The organism is Exiguobacterium sp. s145, from assembly GCF_018618835.1.
GTDB lineage: Bacteria > Bacillota > Bacilli > Exiguobacteriales > Exiguobacteriaceae > Exiguobacterium_A > Exiguobacterium_A artemiae.
Window position 1 is genome coordinate 408,269 of sequence record NZ_JACSMV010000001.1, and the last position, 24,370, is coordinate 432,638.

The following is a 24,370-nucleotide window of genomic DNA, read 5'->3' on the forward strand; positions in this document are numbered from 1 at the left end:
GAGGAATGAACGATGGTCGAAAGACTCGTATTAGAGAACGGCGTTCGAATTGTCAGTGAACGGATTGAGAACGCCCGAAGTGTGGCAACCGGAATTTTCATTAAAGCTGGTTCACGGACGGAAACAAAAGAAGAGCATGGAATCAGCCATTTGATTGAACATATGATGTTTAAAGGAACAAAAAAACAATCGGCAAAAGAAATTGCCGTTTATTTTGACCGCTTGGGTGGTAATATTAATGCATTCACGAGTAAAGATCAGACCTGCTATTATGTGAAGACATTGGACGAACATGCCATTACGGCGTTTGATGTTTTGGCAGACATGTTTTTGGAGTCAACCTTTAATGAAGAGGAACTCGAAAAAGAAAAACGTGTCGTGATTGAAGAAATTAAAATGTATGAAGATACACCGGACGACCTTGTACATGAACTGTTAGCCGTTGCGGCTTACGGAGAAGACGTGATGGCACGCCCGATTCTCGGTACAGAGGAGAGCGTCAAACAACTCAGCCGGCAAATGATTGTCGAATACCTGCAAGAAGCCTATGCACCGGAACAAATCGTTATTTCCGTTGCAGGACATGTGACAGATGAACTGATTACACAAATTAAAAATCGATTCGGTTCGTTGCAGTCAAGTGGCAAGATCCGACAAATTACTGAACCTGTCTTAAAAAGTGACGCGTTACGAAAAGAAAAAGACACGGAACAAGTGCATGTCTGTTATAATTTCCGGGCGATTCCGTCTGCTGACGACCGTTTACCGACGCTTGCCTTACTCAATAATGCATTTGGGGCGACGATGTCGAGCCGTCTGTTCCAATCGATTCGTGAAGACCGCGGATTGGCCTATTCCGTTTTTTCGTACTATACGACGTTTGATGATCATGGAACGTTTACGATTTATGTCGGGACATCAAAAGAAACGTTGGAAGAAGTCGAGACGGTTCTTTCGGCGGAAATCAAACAGTTGCTCGAACATGGTCTGACAACGAAAGAGCTGGAAGACGGCATCGAGCAGTTAAAAGGATCATTGATTTTAGGAAATGAGAGTATATCGAGTCACATGAACCGTAATGCCCGGAATGAACTCCATCTTGGCATGCATCCGACATTAGAAGATGTTCTTACGGAAGTGGAGCAGATTACGCCTGCTGACGTTCAAGAAATGATTGCGTATATCTTTAGTGAACCGCCGGCGAAAGCATACATCTTGCCGGAAATCGATGAGGCAGACCTTGAAACCGAGTGAGGCTTACCCTACACTGAAATAGCATGTAATTGAAAAACAAGTTGTTGAGAAAGAAGGAATACCCTTGAATTTAGCTGAACTAATCGAAGTCATTCAGACTCAAAAAACGGAACGTATGGTAGAGGCAGTCGTGACCTCCTTAACAACCGATTCACGTGATGTGAAGCCGGGAACGTTATTTGTCGCCATTAAAGGTTATACAGTGGATGGACACGATTATGCCAAACAGGCCGAAGCACAGGGGGCTGTCGCCATCGTGTCAGAACGGTTGCTCGATGTGACGATTCCTGTCATTCTTGTCCGGAGTACAACCCGAGCGATGGCAGAACTTGCCGGGAAGTTTTATGATTATCCTTCTGAAAAGATGCGGATGATCGGAATCACTGGAACGAACGGAAAAACAACGACGACGACCATCGTACGTGACGTCTTGGCTCAGCTGGGGCGGAAAACGGGAATCATTGGTACCGTTGAAGTCAAAATTGGGGACCGGGTCGTCCCGAGTCGCAACACGACACCTCAAAGTTCGGAATTACAGGCCTTTTTCCATCAGATGCATCAAGAGGGCGTCGAAGACGTCATCATGGAAGTTTCTTCGCATGGATTAGAGCTCGGTCGTGTGACCGGAACGGATTTTGATGTTGCTGGGTTTACGAATTTGACGCACGACCACCTGGATTTCCATAAGACGTTCGAGAACTATGCACGAGCAAAAGGTCTGCTCTTTGCGCAACTCGGACAACGGTTGTCGGATAAGAAAGTAGCAGTCTTGAATGCAGATGATGAGATCAGCCATTTATTTGAGATGATGACGGGTGCCCGCGTACTGACATATGGCATTGAGCAGCCGGCCGACTTACAGGCTAAAAATATTACACAAACCCTTCAGGAAACGACCTTTACGATGGTCTATCAAGAGCAGGCAGTCGAATTGACCGTTCAGTTCATCGGTCGATTCAATGTCTATAATTTACTGCTTGCAACGGGTATCCTGCTGTCAATCGGCTACAGTTTAACTGAGATTTCGAATGCGATCACTCAGATACAGCCGGCAAAAGGCCGGATGCAACGATTGCCGATTGACGGGTACAACATTTATGTGGATTATGCCCATACGCCGGACGGCATTGAACAATGTCTGAAAGCACTGGTCGATGTTCCGAAAGAAAACATTATCTTCTTGATTGGAACAGGCGGTAATCGCGATGTGACGAAACGGCCGATGATGGGTCAACTTGCATCGACGTATGCGGGAACTGTCGTCATCACGACGGACGATCCCCGTTTTGAATCGTATGAGTCGATTACATCCGGTATCGCCTCCGGAATGCTTCACGATCAATTCGTTGAAATCGGAGACCGGGAAGAAGCGGTCCGCTATGCAGCGAGCCTCGCCCGTCCGGATAACATCGTCATCCTGGCAGGAAAAGGGCATGAAAAATATCAAATCATTGGGGATGAGAAAACACCCCTCGACGAAGAAGCACTCGTCAAAGAGATGATACGCCAATTGGAGGAAAAGAAGTGACTTATCAACAACTTGAAATTGAACAGGCTCAGTTTGAACAGTTTGTAAAAACCCATCCTAAAGGAGACCTCTTGCAGTTACCGGCTTGGGGATCCGTCAAGGCAGCGACCGGCTGGACACATGAACGGATTGCGGTCGGGACAGCGAGTGGTCAACTGGTCGGGGTCGCACTGTTATTGTTTAAAAAAGTTCCGAAATTACCGTTTACGTTATGTTATGCTCCGCGCGGATTTGTCGTCGATTATACAGATCAGGCAGCTGTTGCCGCATTACGGGATGCAGCGATCCAAGTCGCGAAAAAGCGAAAAGCAATCACAATTAAACTCGATCCAAACGTTGATCGGACGGAATATCCGAATTTACTTCAAGAAATGAAGGCGTTAGGGTTTAAGCACAACGGATTCGGAGGCGGATTTGATTATGCGCAACCGCGTTTTACGATGGAGACAAGTCTTGAAGGGTCGGAAAAAGAAATCTTTGACCGCTTCCATTCGAAGTTCCGTTACAATGTCCGTTTGGCCGAACGAAAAGGAATCGTGTGTTACGAAGCATCACGGGAAGAGTTGAAAATATTCGCCAACCTGATGGTCGAAACGGGTGAACGCGACGGGTTCTCCATCCGCGGTCTTGATTACTTTGAAAATCTATACGACCATCTTCGTCCAACCGGAGACGCGGCATTGTTTTTGACGAAATTGGATGTCGTCCGGGCGCTTGAAAATACGGAAGCGGCCTTATTACAAGCAGAGAAGGAATTGGTGAAGATTCATCGTCAACTTGAAAAAGAAACGGTCGAGAAAAAAATCAACAGTTTGAATAATCGACTGGAACAAACGACTACTCAGATTGAAAAAGCAGAGAAGTCGAAAACTGAATTGATGGCGATTGCGGCAAAACACCCGAACGGAGTGATTCTGTCGGGCGGTTTGTTGACGTTAGCCGGTCGACGGTCGTATTACCTGTATGGTGCGTCGTCAAACGAATACCGTGAGTTCATGCCGAACCATTTAATGCAGTGGACCATGATGCGTCATGCAAAAGCGCACGGCGCCCTCTCATACGACTTTGGTGGTGTCAGCGGGTCAACGGATCCGGATGACCACTATGCCGGATTGTATGCCTTTAAGTCCGGTTGGGGCAGTGAAATGATTGAAAAAATCGGAGAGTTTGACTATGTCCTGAACAAGCCGTTGTATCTGTTGCTTGAAACAGGATTACCGATTCTTCAAAAAATCCGGAAGAAGTTACGCCGCTAATGAAGCGGGGAACAATCTTCATTTGGATTTTGTTCCTGCTGGTCATGTTTGCCATCGGCTCCTTTCTGGCAGCGTCGACTAATCGCATGCCAAGCATTTTAATCGATCAGCCGGAGCTGGGACTGGAGAGTTGTCCCCGCGACCGCGCTGGTGAGAACCGTCTCATCAACGACAGTTCGGATCAGTTAAAGCAACTTCATCCGGCAGTCCGTGCAGGTGCCAAGGATTTGATTCGTCTCAGTCATTCCTGCTACAACATCGACATCCGGATCACCCAAGGATACCGGACGAAAAAACAGCAGGACGCATTGTATGAACAAGGACGCTCGCAAGCCGGAGAAGTCGTGACGAACGCCCGGGGCGGGGAATCGATGCATAACTATGGTTTAGCGATTGACTTCGTTCAAATGATAGACGGGGACATTTCTTACGATTTAGAGTATGACGGAAATCAATCCGGTAAAAGTGACTGGCGTGAGGTCGCTGCTGTCGGAAAGGCGCTTGGCTTTGAATGGGGAGGGGATTGGAAACGTTTTGTTGACTATCCGCACTTCGAGATGACATTCGGCTATTCCTTGAATGAACTTCAAGCAGGTGAAAAACCGGACAGGCAGGAAAAAGCGAACCGAACAGAAGAAATCGAGAAGCTGTTGAATCCGTAAAACGAACATCGTGTGGACCGAAAGAAGGTCCGCGCGATGTTTTTTTTCGTTTTCACCATCCCTGTTGTTGGCAGAATGGCAAAGTTCGGCTAGAATAGTGATAGTGATAAGTGGACGGCTCACGAAAAGTGAATACAAATAGGAGGTCATATCGTGTCAAAGAAAAAGACGGAAAAGGTAAGCGTCTTTGCTCTTGGTGGCGCCGGTGAAATCGGTAAGAACATGTACGTCGTCGAACTCGACGAGGACATCTTCGTAATCGATGCCGGATTAATGTTCCCAGGAGATGAGATGCTTGGAATTGATAAAGTCATTCCAGACATTAGTTATTTAAAAGAAAACAAAGAGCGGATCCAAGGGATTTTCATCACGCATGGACACGAGGACCATATTGGTGCCCTCAGTTATGTCTTACGGGACTTAAAAGTGCCGGTGTATGGAACACGCTTAACACTGGGTTTAATTGAAATTAAATTAAAAGAAGCCGGTTTATTGAAAAAGGCAGATCTTCGTCCAATTGATGCCAAGACGAAATTAACCGTAGCAGGTCATTTCATTACATTTTTCCGTGTCAATCACTCGATTCCGGATGCAGTCGGGGTATGTATCCAAACATCGCAAGGGGCAATCGTACACACGGGAGATTTTAAATTTGATTACACACCGGTTGATGGAAAACAAGCTGATTTCGGAAAAATTGCCGCAATTGGTCAGCGGGGAGTCCTTTGTCTCTTATCAGACTCAACTAACGCTGAACGTCCCGGAATGTCCGGATCGGAATCAACGGTCGGGTCGGAACTCAACGACGTCATCTACGAGGCACCGGGTCGCGTGATCGTTGCGTCATTCGCATCAAACGTCCATCGTCTGCAACAAGTCTTTGTAGCGGCAGAAGCGAACAACCGTAAAGTGGCCGTTGTCGGTCGCAGTATGGTCAATATCGTCGAAGTGGCACAACGCCTGAACTACTTGCGTTTCAAACAAAAGACGTTGGTCGAACTGTCGGAGATCAATCGACTCGATGACAATCAAGTCGTGATTTTAACAACGGGCTCGCAAGGCGAACCGATGGCAGCACTCACACGTATGGCACGGAATGCACACAAGCAGGTCAACATCCGTTTGAATGATACAGTCGTCGTTGCGGCGTCTCCGATTCCCGGGAACGAAAAATCCGTTTCGAAAACGATTGATTTGTTGTTCCGTGCCGGTGCAAACGTCATCTATAACCAGCGGAAAGTTCATGTATCCGGTCACGGACATGCCGAAGATTTGAAGTTGATGCTGAACTTGATCAAACCAAAATTCTTCGTCCCGATCCACGGGGAATTCCGGATGCAGAAGGCACACAGCCGTTTAGCACAAACAGTTGGTGTCAATGCAAATAACATCTTCATCATTGAAAATGGGGATGTCGTCGAGTTCGAGAAACGTAAAGCCCGGATGTCACGTAAAGTGAATGCCGGAAACGTCTTGATTGACGGAATCGGTGTCGGTGATGTCGGAAACATCGTGTTACGCGATCGTCGTCTTCTGTCGCAAGACGGTGTCGTCCTTTGTGTCATCACGATCAGCCGTAAAAACAAAACGATCGTCTCCGGACCAGAAATCATTTCACGTGGATTCGTCTACATGCGTGAATCAGAAGATATGATCAACGAAGCGAACCGGATTGTTGCCAAGCAACTGCAAGGTAAATTAACAGGTGAGCTTGACTGGACGGAAATGAAGTCATTGATTCGTGACAAGTTAAGTTCGTATCTTTATGAACAAACGAAACGTCGTCCGATGATTTTACCGATCATCATGGAAATCTAACAAAAAGGAGCGACTCAGGGAGGCCGATGGATGGTCAGCTGAGTCGTTTTTTTATCAGGAGGTCAGAAAAAGATGGCAACGACAAAAAAAGGACCGGTCCGGAAAACCCCGCCGCGAAAACGTACACCGGCTAAAAAACGGCCACCAGCGAAAAAGCAACGTCAGCCGATTCAATACCGTACATATGCAGCCATCATTGCGGTCTTATCGCTGCTTTCGTATGTATTGGCACTTGGACAGTTTGGACGTGTCGGAGAAGTACTGGCCGAGTTTGCGAAAGATCAGGTCGGACAGTTTGGTTCACTCCTGTACGGATTGATTGGCGGACTGCTGTTGCTGATTTTGTCGAATCAACCACGGTTAAACAAATGGGCCTGGTCGTTTTTGATTCTCGGCGGATTAATCTGGATTGACTTGCTGCTTGGTCAACCGCGCGGAGCCATGAATGCGTGGTTGTATCAAGGTTCGTCCTATTATATTTCGAGTTTTGGCGCATTCATGATCGGTTTATTTCTGATTGTGGCAGGGATTCATTTGCTGCAACCGACGTTTTTCAGTGAACTGGCTTTAGGAATCAGAGAACGGATTCAAGAATTCCAGCAACGTGAACGGCAGACTGTCGTCAAAGAACGTCCTGAGAAAAAGAAACCAGACCGGTCAGAAGCGGTGGTGCAACCGGTCAATGATAAGAAGACACTGAAAAGACAGGCCATTGAAGAAATTGTGGCGGAAGAAGCTCCTGTCAATCTTCAGGACGTCCCGATTATCGGCTTTGCAGATCATGTCGAACCACAGGCAAAAGAGACACAAGGACCATTGACGATGACGGAGACGCCGGACGGCTATCAGTTGCCGTCGCTTGATTTACTGGCAGAACCTGTCACAAAAGATTTATCAGGAGAAAATAAACGATTAAAAGACAATGCGACAAAATTGATTGCGACGTTAAAATCTTTCGGAATCGGAGCAAAAGTCTTGAAAATTCATCTCGGTCCCAGTGTGACGAAATATGAGATTGAACCGGATCAAGGCATCAAACTGAGTCGAATTACCGGACTAGCCGATGATTTGGCGCTTGCGCTCGCCGCAAAAGATATCCGGATCGAAGCACCGATTCCCGGTAAGGCTGCCGTCGGAATCGAAGTTCCGAACCGGGAGGTCGCCATGGTTTCCCTACGGGAGGTCTTAGGTGCAGAGAGTGTCCAGGCCGATCCGGACCGCTTGCTCGTGGCACTTGGTCGAAGTATTTCCGGTGAGACGGTCACGGCGAAACTGAATAAGATGCCGCACGTCTTAGTCGCCGGCTCAACCGGATCGGGAAAATCCGTCTGCATCAACGGGATGATTGTCTCAATTTTGATGCGGGCCCGCCCGGATGAAGTCCGGTTGATGATGATCGATCCGAAGATGGTTGAATTGAATGTCTACAACGGTATTCCCCATCTGCTGGCACCGGTCGTGACCGATCCGAAGAAAGCTGCTCAAGCGTTAAAACAGGTCGTATCGGAGATGGAACGGCGTTATGAAATCTTCAGTCAGAACGGGGCGCGGAATATCGAAGGATACAATGCCCTGATTGATAAGATGAACGCCGAAGAAAAAGTCCATCAACGTCTGCCGTACATCGTCGTCATCGTCGATGAGTTAGCCGATTTGATGATGGTTGCCTCAAACGAAGTCGAAGATGCCATCATGCGTCTTGCCCAGATGGCACGGGCAGCCGGAATTCATATGGTCATCGCGACGCAACGACCGAGCGTTGACATCATTACCGGTGTCATCAAGGCAAACATCCCATCGAGGATTGCCTTCAGTGTCTCGAGCGGGACGGATTCCCGGACGATTCTTGATACGAGCGGGGCAGACAAACTACTTGGACGAGGAGATATGCTGTTGCTTGGAAACGGCATGAATAAACCGGTCCGTGTCCAAGGGGCGTTCTTGTCGGATGAAGAAGTCGAAACAATCGTCAACCATGTCATCTCCCAGCAAAAAGCCCAATATGTTGAAGCGATGATTCCAAAGGATCTTCCGGAAGGGGAGACGGAAGTCGACGATCCGCTATATGATGAAGTCGTCCAGTTCATTTTGACGCAAGAAACAGCGTCAACTTCGATGATCCAACGGAAATACCGGATTGGTTACAACCGGGCCGCCCGTCTGATTGATGCACTAGAAGAAAATGGTTTAATCGGTCCGTCGGAAGGCTCAAAACCACGCCGCGTCATGGGTCACTAATAATCGGAAAGAGGATAAAGCCGGGTGCTTTATCCTCTTTTTGACGGTGAAAACCAAAAAAAGAAAACTTAAACCGTTTTCATGAAAATAGTTGTCAGACGTCTGTTGATTTTGCGCGAAATATTTGTCATACTCAGTCATATGAGTTGGCGTACCCGATAAAAGGTACGTGAGCGACTTTTTCACAAATAGATAATGAAAGCGCTCACATAATAGGAAGAGGAGTTGGCGATGATGAAAAAACAGTATGCATTCGTATCAATGATGACTGTTGCGACAGTCGGATTAGCAGCATGTGGAGGTTCAGCAGACAAAGATTCGAGTAAAAAGGATGAATTTTCTGTAGCAATGGTTGCCGATAAAGGCGGAATCGACGACAAGTCGTTTAACCAATCAGCATGGGAAGGTCTTCAGGCATATGGAAAAGAAAATCAGCTCAAGAAAAATGAAGGCTACTCTTATCTTCAATCGAAATCCCAACAAGACTACCAACCGAACTTGTCTCGACTTGCACGAAGCGGGGAAGACTTAGTGTTCGGAATCGGGAATACCTTTAACGAAGACATCGAAACGGTATCAAAACAATTCAAAGACACACAGTTTGCCATCGTGGATAATGTCGTTCCGGGTAAAAACGTCACATCGATTACATTCAAAGAGAATGAAGGCGCGTATCTTGCGGGAATCGTCGCCGCAATGCAGACGAAAACGGATCATATCGGTTTTGTCGGCGGCATGAAGATGGATGTCATTGAACGGTTCCGTGCCGGATTTGAGGCAGGTGCAAAATCTGTGAATCCGAAAATCAAAGTCGATGTACAATACGCAGAAGACTTTGCAGCTCCGGAAAAAGGACAGGCGATCGCAGCCGGAATGTATGGAAAAGGCGCAGACATTATCTTCCCGGCAGCCGGCGGAACAGGGAACGGTGTCTTCACGGAAGCGAAAAACCGTAAGAAAAACGGGGAAGACGTTTCAGTCATCGGAGTCGACCGGGACCAAAAAGAAGAAGGTATGCCGGAAGACGTAACGTTGACATCGGTTATCAAACGCGTGGACCGTGCAGTGGAAGATACAGCGAATGCAGCCAAAGACGGAAAATTAACGGGTGGAAAAACAATCCGTTACGGTTTAAAAGAACAAGGTGTCGATTTAGTGGAGTCAGACAAGTTGTCAAAAGAGACGTTGAAAAAAGTTGAACAAGCGAAAAAAGCTGTCATTAAAGGGGAAACAGTTGTCCCTGAACAATAAGCGGTAAGAGAAAAGAGGGTGTTCTTAGGTAGAATGCCCTATTTTCTTCCAAACTTATTTACGTTATGAAAAGGGTTACAAAAGCGCCAGAAGTCAGACTTCTAACCTGTTACAAAATGATTGCAGGATTGAGTCCGGCATCATATACTTATCTTGGCTGGAGTTCTCATACGTCAGAAGTCTGAGCACTGGTTACAACTAGATAGAGGATGGAGATGCGTCATGTCGATTAAATTAGATCATCGTTTGCTTTATTTACGTGTGATTGAAAAAATCAAGTCTGACATCGATGACGGCGTTTACAAGGAAGGCGAAAAGCTACCTTCAGAGTTTGAACTTTCAAAGCAACTTGGCGTTAGTCGAGCGACTCTTCGAGAGGCTTTACGAATTCTTGAAGATGAGAACATCGTCATCCGTAAACACGGTGTCGGTACGTTTATCAATGCAAGACCACCGTTTACTTCAGGGATTGAGGAGCTTTACAGTGTTACAGAGATGATTGCACGTGCAGGTATGATTCCGACCTCAGAAGTATTGTCATCAGAAATGGTGCAACCAACTGAACGTGATCGAGAACGTTTTCAGTTAGGACCGGATGAACTGGTTTATCGAATCGAACGAATCCGACTTGCGGGAGATGTTCCTGTCGTCTATTGTGTCGATAAGATTCCGAGCCATTATATTAAAAACGAAGAACAGTTTACGTCCTCGACGTCACTGTTTGACGCACTAGAAAAAGAATTAGGGCGCCGTGTCACTCATGCGGTTACGCATATCGAGCCGCGGATTGATCCAAAGATCGCTGAACAATTACATACGGACCAACCGTTACTCGTACTGCGCCAGACGCATTATGATGAGCTTGACCGATCCGTTCTTTATTCAGCGAACTATTTCCGTGCGGACAAGTTTGATTTCCATGTCATCCGTAAGCGTGTTTAACCACTCGTTTTAGGGGTTTTACTGAAAGCGCTTTCCGCCTACCTACGTAACGCTCCTCATCACCAGCCTCAGGTGCTTGACGTAGTCAGGAACTTTGTATGACCATATTCGAAAGGGGATTATTTCAGATGAAAAAGAAGTCACTTCTCGCATTAGCAGCAACAGGTTTAGCAATGAGTTCGGTACTCGCAGCATGTGGTGGTAACGATGATTCGAAAGATTCAAGCGGCGGAGACAAAAAAGAAGGCTTCAAAGTAGGTATGGTTACAGATACAGGCGGTGTTGACGATAAATCGTTCAACCAATCAGCGTGGGAAGGAATTCAAAAATTCGGTAAAGACAACGACTTAAAAGAAGGTACTGGCTACAAGTATCTTCAGTCGGCAAAACAATCGGATTACCAACCGAACCTTCAGCAATTGGCGCGTGCGAAATATGACTTGATTCTAGGTATCGGATTCTTGATGGCAGAAGATATCGGTAAAGTTGCTGATCAATTCAAAGACAACAACTTTGCACTTGTTGATATGGTCGTTGACAAACCAAACGTTGCGTCAATCGTCTTCAAAGAAAACGAAGGATCATTCCTCGTTGGTGTTGTTGCCGGTTTGACAACGAAATCAGACAAAGTTGGTTTCGTCGGTGGTGTTAACTCAGACTTGATCAAAAAGTTCGAAAGTGGATTTAAAGCCGGCGTTAAAGCCGTCAATCCAAAAGCGGATATCCAAGTTCAATACGCAGAAGATTTCAACGCTGCTGAAAAAGGACAAGCAATTGCTTCAGGTATGTACGGTAAAAAAGTTGACGTCATCTATCACGCTGCCGGTGGAACAGGACAAGGTGTCTTCACGGAAGCGAAAAACCGTAAGAAAAACGGCGAAGATGTTTGGGTAATCGGTGTTGACCGTGACCAAGTAGAAGAAGGTATGCCGGAAAACGTTACATTGACTTCGATGGTCAAACGTGTTGATACAGCAGTTGAACAAGTAGCAAAAGATACAAAAGACGGTAACTTCCCGGCTGGTAAAGTTGTTGAGTTCGGTCTTAAAGACGGCGGAGTTGATATCGCGCCATCACAAGACAATATTGCGAAAGACGTCTTGACGAAAGTGGAAGACTACAAAAAACAAATCATCGCTGGTGACATCAAAGTTCCGTCTACTGACGACGAGTACAAAGAATACGAAGCGTCACTGAAATAAAATGGAAGCGGGGGTCGCTAGTACTGCGGCCTCCCCTTTTAAACTAAACATGGGAGTGGATTTTCTTGGAATACGTCATTGAGATGCTAAACATACGAAAAGAGTTTGGCAGTTTCGTCGCAAATGATAACATCACGCTCCAGCTTCGGAAAGGTGAGATTCACGCTTTACTTGGTGAAAACGGTGCCGGAAAATCGACGCTGATGAACGTCTTATTTGGTTTGTATCAGCCTGAGGCTGGAGAGATTCGTGTACGTGGTGAAAAAGTGAATATTACGAGTCCGAACGTTGCGAATGATCTGGGAATCGGAATGGTACACCAACATTTCATGCTCGTTCAAAATTTCACGGTAACAGAAAACATCATCTTAGGTGCTGAGCCGAAAGCCGGTTTGAAAATCGACCGAGCAGCAGCGCGGGAAAAAGTCCGTCAAATTTCGGAACAGTATGGTCTTGCCGTTGATCCAGATGCAAAAATCGAAGATATTTCGGTCGGGATGCAACAGCGTGTTGAAATTTTAAAAACACTATACCGCGGTGCTGATATTCTAATCTTCGATGAACCATCTGCTGTTTTAACCCCACAAGAAATCAAAGAATTGATTCAGATCATGAATCGCTTGATTGCTGAAGGGAAATCGATTATCTTGATTACCCACAAATTGAAGGAAATCATGGAAGTCGCCGATCGTTGTACAACGATTCGTCGTGGTAAATACATCGGAACAGTTGATATCGATGAAACAATGACCCAATCAAGATTAGCCGAGATGATGGTAGGGCGGGAAGTAAACTTTAATGCGGAGTATTCCAAGGCAACTCCACAAGAACTGGTGCTCGACATCAAAGACTTGGTTGTCAAAGACAGTCGCGGCATCAAGGCAGTAGACGGATTAAACCTCGATATCCGAGCCGGTGAAATTGTCGGGATCGCTGGAATCGACGGAAACGGACAAACGGAATTGATCGAAGCCATTACCGGTTTGCGTAAAGCGGACAGCGGAGAGATTTTCCTCAATAACAAATCCATTAAAAACTTAAAACCACGAAAAGTGACGGAAGCCGGAGTCGGACACATCCCGCAAGACCGTCATAAGCATGGACTGGTCCTCGATTACTCAATCGGTCACAATATGGTATTGCAAACGTATTATCAAAAACCGTATTCAAAAGCAGGCATCATGAACTACGGTCAGGTCATGGATAAAGCAAAAACCTTAATCGAGAAGTTCGACGTCCGAACTCCAAGTCCGGAAACATTTGCCCGCGCTCTGTCAGGCGGAAACCAGCAAAAGGCGATCATCGCCCGGGAAGTGGACCGTTCACCTGACTTATTGATTGCAGCACAGCCGACCCGTGGATTGGACGTCGGTGCCATTGAATTCATTCACGAACAATTGGTACTCGAACGTGAAAAAGGCCGCGCCGTTCTTCTGATTTCATTTGAACTAGAAGAAATCCTGCAAGTATCGGACCGGATTGCGGTTCTTTACGAAGGACGGACAGTCGCCTTCCTTGATCCAAAAGAAACAAACGAAATCGAACTTGGCTTCTTGATGGCCGGCGGTAAGAAAGAGGAGGTCGGTCGTTCATGAAACTAGAACGTTTTTACGGAACATTGATTCCGATTCTTTCCATCATCTTGGGAATGGTTGTCGGTGCGATTGTTATGCTCGCCGGCGGTTACAATCCGGTTGACGGATTTGATCAATTGTTTTACGGCATATTCGGGGAACCGTACAGCATCGGTGAAACATTACGAGCTGCTGCCCCGTTGATTTTTGCAGGTCTTGCTGTTGCCTTCGCTTTCCGGACTGGATTGTTTAACATCGGAGTCGAGGGACAAGTATTGGTCGGCTGGATGGTTGCAGTCTGGATCGGGATTGAGTTTGATCTTCCGACAGCGATTCACCTGCCGCTTGCTTTAATCGGAGCAGGACTCGCAGGAGCACTGTGGGCATCGATTCCGGGTATCCTAAAAGCGAAATTCCATGTCCACGAAGTTATCACATCCATCATGATGAACTATATCGCACTGTACGTGACAAACGATATTCTTCGGAATGTCATCGGGATTGAAAACGAACGGACGGAATCAGTAAAAGAATCCGCTTCGCTTGCGTCACCTTTCCTGCAAGAGTTGACAGATTTCTCACGTCTGCATAATGGGATTTTCATTGCCGTGATCGCAGCACTCGTCTTCTGGTTCATCCTTTGGAAAACGACGCTTGGTTACGAATTACGGGCCGTTGGATTCAACAAGAGTGCCGCAGAATATGCCGGTATGGGCGTCAATAAGAACATTGTTCTTTCGTTCGTCATCTCAGGTGTATTTGCCGGACTCGCAGGAGCAATGGAAGGTTTGGGGACATTCCAGAATATGACGTTAAACGCTTCATTCACGGGTGTCGGATTTGACGGGATTGCCGTTGCCTTACTTGGTGCCAACAATCCGATTGGTGTCGTACTCGCCGCCTTGCTGTTTGCCGGTCTGAATATCGGTGGTCTTTCGATGCAACAAATCGGAATCCCGCCGGAGTTAATTAAAATCATCATCGCGTTTATCATTATCTTCGTCGCTTCTGGATATGCGATCCGTCTCTTGATCGAGAAATTCACGGTCAAGAAATCCGAAGATAAAAAAGTGAAAGGAGCCGATAAATAATGGGCTTTTTAGAAGTACTGTATATTATCGTACCGATCGCACTTGCCTATTCGGCTCCGTTGATCATTGCGGCACTCGGCGGAATTTTCAGTGAGCGCTCCGGTGTCGTCAATATCGCACTTGAAGGACTAATGGTCATGGGGGCGTTCTCGGGTATCGTCTCAGCCTTGACGTTATCGAAAATGGGCTTAGGTGCTGCCAGTCCTTGGATTGCCATGCTGATTGCAATCATCGTTGGAGCAGTGTTCTCCTTGTTCCTCGCGATTCCGGCCATTTTGTTCCGGGCCGATCAAACGGTTCTTGGAGTAGCGATTAATATGTTAGCAGTCGGTCTCGCGATTTTCCTTGTCCGGGCATTCTACGGAAAAGGGCAGACCGATTCGATTCCGAACCGGATTTCGAAAGAAAACGTTCCATTTTTATCGGATATTCCGGTACTGAAGATGTTTTTTGCCAACGTCTATTACACATCGTACATTGCGATTGCTTTAGCATTCGTTGCATGGTACGTCATCTTTAAAACACCGTTTGGTCTTCGTCTTCGTTCAGTCGGGGAACACCCGATGGCAGCGGACACGATGGGAATCAACGTTACAAAAATGCGTTTCATCGGTGTCATGATTTCAGGTGGTTTCGGTGGTCTTGCCGGCGCTGTTTACGCGACGTCGATTTCACTGAACTTCAGCGTGACGACGATTCTTGGACAAGGTTTCCTCGCTATTGCAGCGATGATTTTTGGGAAATGGAATCCACTCGGAGCGATGGGAGCGGCCCTGTTCTTCGGATTCGCTCAAGCGATTTCGATCATCGGGCAACAGTTACCGCTTCTTGATCAAATTCCACAAGTTTACTTGTTGATTGCACCATATTTGTTGACGATTCTTGCCCTTGCCGGTGTCGTTGGACGGGCGGATGCACCGAAAGCTGTTGGTGTACCGTATATTAAAGGAAAACGCTGACGTTTTCTGAGAATCACTTTTCTGCGCTTGTCGCGGGAAAGTGATTTTTTTACGACAAAAAAAGATCTGCTCGTGTAAGAGCAGACCGGTGAAGCGAATATTATTCGTATTTAAGTGCGTCGCCTTCGAATGATTCATCTGCGACTTTGATTGAATCCGTCGGGCATCCTTCGAATGCATCGATCATATCATCGAATAATGCTTCTGGAATTTCAGCTGTTCCCTTGTTATCATCTAAAATGACGTAAGCCAAGCCCTCATCATCGTAATCATAAATATCTGGGGCAGCTGCGCCACAAGCACCACATGCGATACATGTGTCTTTGTCAACAATTGTAAATTTAGCCATCGGTCATTCTCCTCTCGATTCGAAAACATTGGACACTAAGTACTGTTCTCATCTATAAGTCATTGTATCGGACTCATGCGCGCATTTCAATGAGGAAGAGGCAGAAGTATGTGAATAAACCGATTGTCGGAGCGAAATCACCTTTTCTGTTTCTTTAATCGATTCAACATGGCATAAATCTGATTGGAAATGTAAAATAAGAACAAGTGTACGAAACAGGAACCAGATGTATCCTGATGATAAACTAAAGTTAAAACGGGTGATGTAACGGAGGGGAGGGCTGACATGGAAAAAACGATTGTGAGACAGGTAGTACTGGAAGCCATTAGTCGATTACAAAATGAACGGACGGATCGAAGCTTGTTCCATCTGCTGCAAGGAAAGCGGTCCGCTACTTCCTTACAAGATGCACACTTTTATGGACTGGAAGCAGTTTTTGGAATGCTTCCATTAAAAAAAGACCGGTTTGAGCAAGTCTTACACGAACTGGAGCATGCCGGATGGATTAAGCGGGAACAGAATCTGCTGATGACAGATGCCGGAAAAGCACAACTTGGTTCTCCTTTTCTACTGGATGACTTAGGTGGAGAACTGCGCGGCTATCCGATGCAGTTGTGGAAACGGGTCAGTCTGATGATCCAATCAATCGTTTGTCTGGATGAAAAAACCTTTTTTATTCCGGTGCAACAAGACAGCGGCGTAAAGGAATGGGTCAAACAACAAATCCGTCAGGTAGATGAACGGTCCGTCTGGAAAGCGGCCGTCTATCAGGAACTGAATCAGGCGTTACATCAATTGACAGAACGAGAAGCGATTCTGATCACTTACCGGTTGTCGGGATTAAAGACAGGATTATCGTTTCCTCAATTGAGTGAACGGCTGGGAACGGATTTACTTTCACTCCAGTTGGAATTCGTGATTGCATGGCGAAGATGTTTACGTGTCTTGCCTGAAGACAGTCTGATTTTATCTTTAGGAAACGACATCAATCATTTCAAAATGACACAGTCTGCGCAAAAAACCTGGGATCTGCTGAAACAGGGCTACACGGTTCCGCAAATTGCTGAACGACGGCGTTTGAAAAAAAGTACAATGGAGGATCATCTGGTGGAAATTGCGATGTATGCTCCCGTTTTCCCGATCGAGCAGTTTGTTGCTGCTGCACAGTATGAAGAGGTCATTCAAATCACCGACCGGCTCCAAACGTTTTCGCTGAAACGGATCAAGCAAGAGTTGACACAGGAAATGGACTATTTTCAAATTCGTATCGTTTTAGCAAGAAAGGTGGTTCATTCATGATGGAGGAAGTATTAAAACGAGTCTTTCGGTATGGTGCGTTTCGAGACGGACAGCGGCAAATCGTCGAGTCGGTCCTCGACGGTCACGATACAGTCGCCATTCTGCCGACAGGAGGCGGGAAATCAATTTGTTACCAACTGCCGTCTTATCTGCAACCGGCCGGATTGACGGTGATTGTATCCCCGTTATTATCGCTGATCGAAGACCAAATCATGCAGATTAAACGCCGCGGGGAACGAGCCGTCGCTAAGTTGACGTCTCTTGAATCCCGCGATCAAAAGGAAGAAATTTTACGTCATCTGAATCAATTGCGTTATTTGTATCTGTCACCCGAACAATTGGCCGCCCCGCAAATTCAACAGCGATTAGCGGAAATTAAAATTAATCTGTTTGTCGTTGATGAAGCTCATTGTATCTCGCAGTGGGGACATGAGTTCCGGACGGACTACGCTAAACTGGGTGAGATTCGTCAACGACTCAGCAATCCAACTTGCTTAGCCTTGACGGCAACGGCAACGGCACAAGTCGAACAAGACATCATTCGGGGACTGGCGCTGACGCAAGCGAAGCGGATTCGCCATTCCGTCAACCGGCCGGAAATTCAACTCATCGTCGAGCAAACCGAGCCGAGTAAAAAAGATGAGGTCTTGAGCCGACGATTGGAAACCGTCAATCGTCCATGTGTCATTTATACGACGACACGCAAAGAAGCAGAACGGATTGCATCGATTGTTCCTCAGGCCGCTTATTATCATGCCGGTCTTGAACCGGAAGATCGCCAACTGATCCAACAACAGTTTCTGCACGACGAAATCGACTGTCTCGTCTGTACCAGTGCTTTTGGTATGGGGGTCGACAAAGGGAACGTCCGGACGGTTATTCATTACACGATGCCGGCGACGATTGAAGCCTATATGCAGGAAATCGGTCGAGCGGGACGGGACGGGCAACCGTCGACCGCAGTATTGCTTTATGCACCGGGAGATCAGCAACTTCAACAATTTTTAGTGGATAAACAATATGCGTCTCTGCTTTGGATTGATCAAGTGACGCAATACCGCGGACGAGGGGAGTCGTTTGAGGCGATTGAGCAACGCCTGCATCTCGATCCGGACGATCCAGCTTATCGTCTGCTAAAAGGTCAGCTTACGGAAGGGAAAACAAAATCCCAAATCATCGAGTGGCAGGAGGAACGGAAAAAAATACGTTTACGTGAACTCATGCAAATGATAAATTATATTCAAAATACGTTTTGCCGCCGAGCATTCATATTGGAACATTTTGACGAACGTCCCGTTGTACAAGACCGGTGTTGTGACAATTGCGGCACGAGTACGATGGATGAACCTGTCGTCCGGACCGGTTTTGCCCAACTGGACTGGAAGAACCGGCTAGAAGAAGTCTTTTTTTCATCCCGTCCTTCAGTGTAAACTAATAGTAGTCCTTATTTTTTAGAAAAGGTGATGAAATTGAGTAAACAGGATCAACGAAAAAATCGGCAAGATGAACAACAACGCACGTCATTACCTCCTCGATCCTCAAGAATCGAACACGTTCGCAATGAACGATTAAAACAACCATTTGCTAAAAATCCACTCGCGATTACACTCACAGTTTTGATGATTACAATTATCATTGCCTTTGTCTCCATCGGTTTCATGATGTAAGCGCACATTATGAACGGAGATTTTTTTCCTTTACGGGTATACTAAAGGGAAGAAGAAAGGAGGCACGGTGCATGGATCGTGGGAAATATAATATCAAAGCAGTTGCTGCATTGGTGGGACTCAATCCGACGACCATTCGTGCTTGGGAACGGCGGTATCAAGTATTGGATCCGGATCGGAGCGAATCAGGCCATCGTATTTACAGTGATAACGATGTTGCCAAGCTGCGTTGGATCGTTGATAAACAAAAAGAAGGGCTGTCGGTTTCAAAAGCCATTCAATTATATGAAATGCCCGTGAATCGAACGGAGGTTCCGATTGATTATGGAATCGAGCTGCGGGATCAATTGTTCGAAGCACTGACGAATTTCGAAGAACGACATGCCCATGACATTATGAACAAAGCATTTTCGATGTTCAGCTTTGATAAGGTCATCCAAGACATCGTCGGTCCGTTGTTACATGAAATCGGGATGCGATGGGAAAAGGGAACGATTACGATTGCCCATGAACATTTCGCGACCGCTTTTTTACGGGCACGTCTCTCGACATTGTCTCTTCAAATGCCGATCAATCCATTTTTACCACGCATCTTGTGTGTCTGCGCGCCGGAAGAAGAACATGAACTCGGATTGCTGTTTTTTACGCTGTACCTCCGTCAGAGCGGATTCGATGTCATCTTCCTTGGAGCGGGTATTCCTGTACCGGATCTTGTAACAGTGACGAAACAGCTGACGCCTCGAGCAGTCGTGCTATCATGTACAATCTCGGATCATTTGAAGGACTTAGATGAAGCAATTGACCAGATTCAAAAGCAGGCACCACAAACGGAAATTGGTTTAGGCGGCTATGCCGTTGAGCAACATCCGGAAAAGTACGGAGATATGTTACTTGGATCCGATGACAACGCTTGGAAAAGTTGGTTAAGTCGACTCACTCCGACAACTGGTGTATAGTGTGAGTCATATCGAACGGAGAGCATTTGTACTCTGCCGAGTAACTGGAGGAGTCTAACATGAGGTTTGAGCAATTTAAGCAAGGTCATTTACGGGTCTTCGTATCAAAACAAGAACTGTCGGTCCATGACGTTCGACCGGAGACATTGGCTGTCGGCAAAGGCCAGGCTTTATTACGTAATTTACTGGAAGAAGCTGAATCGAATTATGGATTTCATGCAGTCGGGACACTCGACTTTTTTGTAACATTTTTCCCGAACGACGGTATGTTGGTCGACGTTCGGCGTGAAGGTGCCCTGCCGGAAGAAACGTTTGAGGAATTTGATCAAGTTGAGATTCGGATGACGGTCGATATCGTCCATCATGTCCTCTATCAACTCGACCAATTGGAAGATGTCATTCAGGCGAGTCATGGTTTGGCACGTCACATCGATCAAACGGAAACGGGTGGCACACTGTATTTCTTCGAAGACCGCTATTATTTATACTTCCAAGAACAAATGAAGCAACATGTCGAGCAGACTGTAACGACGATTTTGTCGGAATACGGTGTACCCAGTCCGAAAAGTCCGCTCGTGATGTCCGAATACGGAAAAACCATCCTGTTGGAACAAGCCGTTCCAACAATGATCGCAAGCTTTACACCTTGATTCCGATGACTGTCGTTAACGGGAATTTTCAAGATGTAACTAAAAAGTCACTTCACCGAACGCAATCGGGAAGTGACTTTTTATATGTCCGGACGGTGGTTGCGACCAATTTGTGTTTTTTCATACAAAAAGTGATGGTATGATAAGCATTGAACGTAAGATGAAGGAGTGAACAAGATGAAAGTGGCAGTATTGTTTGGCGGAATTTCCGGTGAACGGGAAGTTTCATTAAATAGTGGGAAATCGGTAATTAATGCGCTGGAAAGTAAAGGGCATGAAGTCGTTGCCGTCGACTTTCATCCAGAGCGTGCAGAAGAAATTTTAAATCTACAAGTAGAGGCCGCTGTCATTGCCCTTCACGGCAAATATGGTGAGGATGGCCGTGTCCAGGCGCTGCTCGAGATGGCGGGTATTCCATATACCGGTTCAGGAGTGTTGGCATCCGCGTTAGCGATGGATAAAGCGCGCTCTAAGGTACATTTTGAAAAGGCGGGAATCCGGATTGCACGTGATGTCTTGGTCGAGCGTGGAGATGACATCGAACAAAAAATTAAACAGTGGGACGCCCAGTTTCCTTGTGTCGTCAAACCGGCCCAAGAAGGTTCTTCGAATGGGTTGACGATTGCGATGGATGAGCAGATGTTACGTCAAGGTATTGAACTGGCTTTCCAGGCGGATGATGCCGTCTTGATTGAACAATTCATCAAAGGACGTGAAGTGACGGTACCGGTTCTCGGGGCAAAAGGACAAGAAAAAGCATTGCCGGTCATCGAGATTATCCCGAAAAATGAATTCTATGACTATGAGTCGAAATATGCCATCGGCGGATCGGAGCACATCTGTCCGGCACAGTTCGATGAGAAGACGACGCAAACATTACAGGAATGGGCTGTTTTGGCCCATCAAGTATTAGGATGCGCCGGCTATTCCCGGACCGATTTCCTCGTTCCCGATGAAGGGGCACCGGTTATTTTAGAAACGAATACGTTGCCGGGAATGACATCTACGAGTCTGTTCCCGGATGGTGCTCGGGCCGTCGGAATCGACTATCCGGAACTTGTGGAAACGTTTATTGAACTGGCAATCACACGTCATGAAAGCGAATCGGCCAGTAGAAAAAACTGAAAATGAAGTAGATGGTAGAAAGCGCTTACAAATATGATGGGAACCCCTTTCATTACGGCTCGGAAAAAGGTATACTTTATCCGAACAAGGAAACGGCATAGGGGATGCCACTTATGGGGAGGAACGTTGGAATGATCACTGACCAACAACACGCAAATCATCGCAAGAATGTACTCGAAGCAACACAAGAAATCGTCAAGGAAGCTCTTGAGAAGCTGGGTTATCCAGACGAAATGTATGAATTGTTGAAAGAACCACTTCGGATGCTGACGGTCCGGATTCCGGTTCGGATGGATGACGGATCGACAAAAATCTTTACCGGATACCGTGCCCAGCACAATGATGCGGTCGGTCCGACAAAAGGCGGAATTCGTTTCCACCCGAATGTCACGGAAGTCGAAGTCAAGGCCTTGTCCGTCTGGATGAGTCTAAAAGCGGGAATCGTCGATCTGCCTTATGGTGGTGGTAAAGGCGGAATCATTTGTGATCCGCGTGAGATGAGTTTCCGTGAGATTGAACGATTAAGCCGCGGTTATGTCCGTGCCATCAGTCAAATCGTTGGTCCGACGAAAGACATTCCAGCACCGGACGTCTTTACGAATTCACAAATCATGGCTTGGATGATGGATGAGTACAGTCGAATCGATGAATTCAACTCACCAGGCTTCATTACAGGGAAACCATTAGTCCTTGGTGGTTCGCATGGTCGTGAGACGGCGACGGCAAAAGGTGTCGCCATCATGATTCGTGAAGCGGCTGCTAAAAAAGGAATTACACTTGAAGGAGCACGTGTTGTCGTTCAGGGATTCGGTAATGCCGGAAGCTTCTTGTCGAAGTTCATGCATGATCTTGGTGCAAAAGTCATCGCCATTAGTGATGCGTACGGTGCGTTACATGATCCGAACGGTCTTGATATTCCGTATCTGCTCGATCGCCGGGACTCATTTGGTACCGTCACGACACTTTTCAAAAATACCATTTCGAATAAAGAGTTGCTTGAACTGGAATGTGACATTTTAGTACCGGCAGCCATCGAAAATCAAATTACAGAAGATAACGCCCATGACATTAAAGCAAGTATCGTCGTCGAAGCAGCGAACGGTCCAACGACTAACGAAGCGACGAAAATTTTAGCGGAACGTGATATCTTGATTGTTCCGGATGTCCTTGCTTCGAGTGGTGGCGTTACCGTCTCTTACTTTGAATGGGTGCAGAATAACCAAGGATATTACTGGACGGAAGAAGAAGTTCATGAAAAACTTGAAAAAGTGCTTGTCAATTCCTTTAACCAGGTGTATCAGACGGCACAGACAAGAAATGTCGACATGCGACTTGCGGCATACATGGTCGGTGTCCGGAAAATGGCGGAAGCATCACGATTCCGCGGTTGGGTTTAATCTCAGTCAGCTCACTTCGTCTAGAAGTGGGCTTTTTTGTATGGTTATTTCTTTCTTCGACGGGAAAGATTTGCTAAGATGAAAAAAAAGCAAGTGGAAGAGGCGAAAGAGATATGTTGGATTGTATCGTCATCGGCGCAGGACCTTGCGGATTATCCGCGGCAATTGAAATGCAGGACCTTGGACTGACTGTCGAAGTCATTGAAAAAGGAAACATCGTGGAAGCGATTTATCAGTATCCGACACACCAGACATTTTTTTCAAGCAGTGAAAAATTAGAAATCGGCGGTGTGCCTTTCATCAATAAAGAATTAAAACCGAAACGGCAAGATGCCCTTGTCTATTACCGGGAAGTCGTGCGGCGAAAAGAGGTCACTGTGCGACCGTTTGAGACGGTTCAAGACGTCGCACGTATCGAAGGTGGGTTTAACGTGACATCGCTCCGGAACGGGCAAGTTGTGACGCGGACGGCCAAATCAGTGGTGCTGGCGACCGGTTACTACGGATTGCCGAACCTGATGAACATTCCGGGCGAAGACTTACCGCATGTTTTCCATTACTTTAAAGAAGGCCATCCGTTTTACGGTCAGGATGTCGTCGTCATCGGCGGAAAAAATTCGAGTGTCGATGCGGCCATCGAGCTCGAAAAGGCAGGCGCCCGTGTGACGATGCTGTATCGCGGGGAATCCTATAGTCCGTCCATCAAACCGTGGGTCCTGCCGAATTTCGAATCGTTGGTACGGGCAGAAAAAGTAACGATGGTGTTTGACGCGACGATTGATGAAATTACAAATACGGAAGTGCGATATTCCGTTCATAGTGAACAATCGGCTGTCAAAGCAGATTTTGTATTTGCGATGACAGGATATACACCGGACATCGGTCTTTTCGCCGATGCGGGCATCGAAATCGATCCGGAAACAGGGATTCCCGCATTTGACGAAACGACGATGGAGTCGAACGTTCCGGGAATCTACATTGCCGGTGTCGTGGCCGCTGGTTATGATGCCAATAAAATCTTTATTGAAAACGGACGATTCCACGGCGGGTTGATTGCAGACAGTCTCAAACACCGCCTGAAACCGGAAACAGCTCGACCGTGATTCATAAGCAATAAAAGGGAGAGGCCTCTAGGGAAGCCTCTCCCTTTTG

The 24,370-nt window shown here is 46.6% G+C and carries 21 protein-coding genes; 20 read left to right on the plus strand and 1 reads right to left on the minus strand.

Translation table 11 applies throughout. The annotated features are described in order from the left end of the window. Nucleotides 1-12: 12 nt before the first annotated feature. The 12 genes from KNQ07_RS02045 (at nt 13) to KNQ07_RS02100 (ending at nt 15,775) form a co-directional block, all read left to right on the plus strand. On the plus strand, nt 13-1,254 hold the full coding sequence (locus KNQ07_RS02045; RefSeq protein ID WP_214764159.1) for a M16 family metallopeptidase: 1,242 nt from the start codon (nt 13-15) through the stop codon (nt 1,252-1,254). 64 nt (nt 1,255-1,318) lie between these two features. Beyond that, nucleotides 1,319-2,782, plus strand: coding sequence for a UDP-N-acetylmuramoyl-L-alanyl-D-glutamate--2,6-diaminopimelate ligase (locus tag KNQ07_RS02050; RefSeq protein WP_012370700.1), 1,464 nt, complete (start codon nt 1,319-1,321; stop codon nt 2,780-2,782). Further along, the gene (locus tag KNQ07_RS02055) at nt 2,779-4,038 is read left to right on the plus strand and encodes a lipid II:glycine glycyltransferase FemX (RefSeq protein ID WP_214764166.1); all 1,260 of its coding nucleotides are present in this window, start codon (nt 2,779-2,781) and stop codon (nt 4,036-4,038) included. Before KNQ07_RS02050 ends, KNQ07_RS02055 begins: the two co-directional genes overlap by 4 nt. After that, a complete protein-coding gene (locus KNQ07_RS02060) occupies nt 4,038-4,700 on the plus strand; it encodes a M15 family metallopeptidase (RefSeq protein WP_214764173.1) in 663 nt (220 codons plus the stop codon). The genes KNQ07_RS02055 and KNQ07_RS02060 overlap by 1 nt, the downstream gene beginning before the upstream one ends. A 153-nt stretch (nt 4,701-4,853) precedes the next feature. After that, nucleotides 4,854-6,518 (plus strand): ribonuclease J, encoded by a 1,665-nt coding sequence (locus tag KNQ07_RS02065; RefSeq protein WP_214764178.1) that lies wholly within the window; start codon nt 4,854-4,856, stop codon nt 6,516-6,518. A gap of 72 nt (nt 6,519-6,590) precedes the next feature. Continuing rightward, nucleotides 6,591-8,756, plus strand: coding sequence for a DNA translocase FtsK (locus tag KNQ07_RS02070; RefSeq protein WP_214764186.1), 2,166 nt, complete (start codon nt 6,591-6,593; stop codon nt 8,754-8,756). Between the two features lie 231 nt (nt 8,757-8,987). Then, a complete protein-coding gene (locus KNQ07_RS02075) occupies nt 8,988-10,007 on the plus strand; it encodes a BMP family lipoprotein (protein WP_214764193.1) in 1,020 nt (339 codons plus the stop codon). Nucleotides 10,008-10,229: 222 nt separating this feature from the next. Beyond that, nucleotides 10,230-10,949, plus strand: coding sequence for a GntR family transcriptional regulator (locus tag KNQ07_RS02080; RefSeq protein ID WP_012370694.1), 720 nt, complete (start codon nt 10,230-10,232; stop codon nt 10,947-10,949). A gap of 128 nt (nt 10,950-11,077) precedes the next feature. Then, nucleotides 11,078-12,151 (plus strand): BMP family lipoprotein, encoded by a 1,074-nt coding sequence (locus KNQ07_RS02085; protein WP_012370693.1) that lies wholly within the window; start codon nt 11,078-11,080, stop codon nt 12,149-12,151. A 65-nt stretch (nt 12,152-12,216) separates the two neighbouring features. Next, nucleotides 12,217-13,746 carry an ABC transporter ATP-binding protein gene (locus KNQ07_RS02090; protein ID WP_012370692.1) on the plus strand — a complete coding sequence of 510 codons (1,530 nt, stop codon included), beginning with the start codon at nt 12,217-12,219 and terminating at the stop codon, nt 13,744-13,746. Continuing rightward, nucleotides 13,743-14,816, plus strand: a complete 1,074-nt coding sequence (locus tag KNQ07_RS02095) for an ABC transporter permease (protein WP_214764201.1) — start codon at nt 13,743-13,745, stop codon at nt 14,814-14,816. Before KNQ07_RS02090 ends, KNQ07_RS02095 begins: the two co-directional genes overlap by 4 nt. Next, on the plus strand, nt 14,816-15,775 hold the full coding sequence (locus KNQ07_RS02100) for an ABC transporter permease (protein WP_012370690.1): 960 nt from the start codon (nt 14,816-14,818) through the stop codon (nt 15,773-15,775). The genes KNQ07_RS02095 and KNQ07_RS02100 overlap by 1 nt, the downstream gene beginning before the upstream one ends. A gap of 100 nt (nt 15,776-15,875) precedes the next feature. Here the strand turns inward: KNQ07_RS02100 and KNQ07_RS02105 are convergent, their stop codons facing one another. After that, nucleotides 15,876-16,124, minus strand: coding sequence for a ferredoxin (locus KNQ07_RS02105; protein WP_012370689.1), 249 nt, complete (start codon nt 16,122-16,124; stop codon nt 15,876-15,878). Nucleotides 16,125-16,409: 285 nt separating this feature from the next. Here KNQ07_RS02105 and KNQ07_RS02110 point away from each other — a divergent pair, with 285 nt between their 5' ends. From KNQ07_RS02110 to KNQ07_RS02145, 8 genes are all read left to right on the plus strand, one after another. Further along, the gene (locus tag KNQ07_RS02110; protein ID WP_214764208.1) at nt 16,410-17,423 is read left to right on the plus strand and encodes a YpbB family protein; all 1,014 of its coding nucleotides are present in this window, start codon (nt 16,410-16,412) and stop codon (nt 17,421-17,423) included. Continuing rightward, nucleotides 17,420-18,853 carry a RecQ family ATP-dependent DNA helicase gene (locus tag KNQ07_RS02115; protein ID WP_214764210.1) on the plus strand — a complete coding sequence of 478 codons (1,434 nt, stop codon included), beginning with the start codon at nt 17,420-17,422 and terminating at the stop codon, nt 18,851-18,853. Before KNQ07_RS02110 ends, KNQ07_RS02115 begins: the two co-directional genes overlap by 4 nt. A gap of 39 nt (nt 18,854-18,892) precedes the next feature. Continuing rightward, nucleotides 18,893-19,090: a hypothetical protein gene (locus KNQ07_RS02120; RefSeq protein ID WP_041261653.1), complete on the plus strand. Its 198-nt coding sequence runs from the start codon at nt 18,893-18,895 to the stop codon at nt 19,088-19,090. Nucleotides 19,091-19,161: 71 nt separating this feature from the next. Next, entirely contained in the window at nt 19,162-20,046 is an 885-nt protein-coding gene (locus KNQ07_RS02125; protein WP_012370686.1) for a MerR family transcriptional regulator, read from the plus strand. 59 nt (nt 20,047-20,105) lie between these two features. Beyond that, nucleotides 20,106-20,696, plus strand: a complete 591-nt coding sequence (locus KNQ07_RS02130) for an adaptor protein MecA (RefSeq protein WP_012370685.1) — start codon at nt 20,106-20,108, stop codon at nt 20,694-20,696. Nucleotides 20,697-20,873: 177 nt separating this feature from the next. Continuing rightward, entirely contained in the window at nt 20,874-21,821 is a 948-nt protein-coding gene (locus KNQ07_RS02135) for a D-alanine--D-alanine ligase (protein ID WP_012370684.1), read from the plus strand. 131 nt (nt 21,822-21,952) lie between these two features. Further along, nucleotides 21,953-23,218 carry a Glu/Leu/Phe/Val family dehydrogenase gene (locus KNQ07_RS02140; protein WP_012370683.1) on the plus strand — a complete coding sequence of 422 codons (1,266 nt, stop codon included), beginning with the start codon at nt 21,953-21,955 and terminating at the stop codon, nt 23,216-23,218. A 113-nt stretch (nt 23,219-23,331) separates the two neighbouring features. Beyond that, a complete protein-coding gene (locus KNQ07_RS02145; RefSeq protein ID WP_214764217.1) occupies nt 23,332-24,321 on the plus strand; it encodes a YpdA family putative bacillithiol disulfide reductase in 990 nt (329 codons plus the stop codon). Nucleotides 24,322-24,370 lie beyond the last annotated feature (49 nt).

Bases quoted from the DNA above. Each gene is read 5' to 3' on its own strand.
- KNQ07_RS02045 (WP_214764159.1), top strand. From the start codon at position 13: ATGGTCGAAAGACTCGTATTAGAGAACGGCGTTCGAATTGTCAGTGAA.
- KNQ07_RS02060 (WP_214764173.1), top strand. From the start codon at position 4,038: ATGAAGCGGGGAACAATCTTCATTTGGATTTTGTTCCTGCTGGTCATG.
- KNQ07_RS02070 (WP_214764186.1), top strand. From the start codon at position 6,591: ATGGCAACGACAAAAAAAGGACCGGTCCGGAAAACCCCGCCGCGAAAA.
- KNQ07_RS02075 (WP_214764193.1), top strand. From the start codon at position 8,988: ATGATGAAAAAACAGTATGCATTCGTATCAATGATGACTGTTGCGACA.
- KNQ07_RS02080 (WP_012370694.1), top strand. From the start codon at position 10,230: ATGTCGATTAAATTAGATCATCGTTTGCTTTATTTACGTGTGATTGAA.
- KNQ07_RS02085 (WP_012370693.1), top strand. From the start codon at position 11,078: ATGAAAAAGAAGTCACTTCTCGCATTAGCAGCAACAGGTTTAGCAATG.
- KNQ07_RS02095 (WP_214764201.1), top strand. From the start codon at position 13,743: ATGAAACTAGAACGTTTTTACGGAACATTGATTCCGATTCTTTCCATC.
- KNQ07_RS02100 (WP_012370690.1), top strand. From the start codon at position 14,816: ATGGGCTTTTTAGAAGTACTGTATATTATCGTACCGATCGCACTTGCC.
- KNQ07_RS02105 (WP_012370689.1), bottom strand. From the start codon at position 16,124: ATGGCTAAATTTACAATTGTTGACAAAGACACATGTATCGCATGTGGT.
- KNQ07_RS02110 (WP_214764208.1), top strand. From the start codon at position 16,410: ATGGAAAAAACGATTGTGAGACAGGTAGTACTGGAAGCCATTAGTCGA.
- KNQ07_RS02115 (WP_214764210.1), top strand. From the start codon at position 17,420: ATGATGGAGGAAGTATTAAAACGAGTCTTTCGGTATGGTGCGTTTCGA.
- KNQ07_RS02125 (WP_012370686.1), top strand. From the start codon at position 19,162: ATGGATCGTGGGAAATATAATATCAAAGCAGTTGCTGCATTGGTGGGA.
- KNQ07_RS02130 (WP_012370685.1), top strand. From the start codon at position 20,106: ATGAGGTTTGAGCAATTTAAGCAAGGTCATTTACGGGTCTTCGTATCA.
- KNQ07_RS02135 (WP_012370684.1), top strand. From the start codon at position 20,874: ATGAAAGTGGCAGTATTGTTTGGCGGAATTTCCGGTGAACGGGAAGTT.
- KNQ07_RS02140 (WP_012370683.1), top strand. From the start codon at position 21,953: ATGATCACTGACCAACAACACGCAAATCATCGCAAGAATGTACTCGAA.
- KNQ07_RS02145 (WP_214764217.1), top strand. From the start codon at position 23,332: ATGTTGGATTGTATCGTCATCGGCGCAGGACCTTGCGGATTATCCGCG.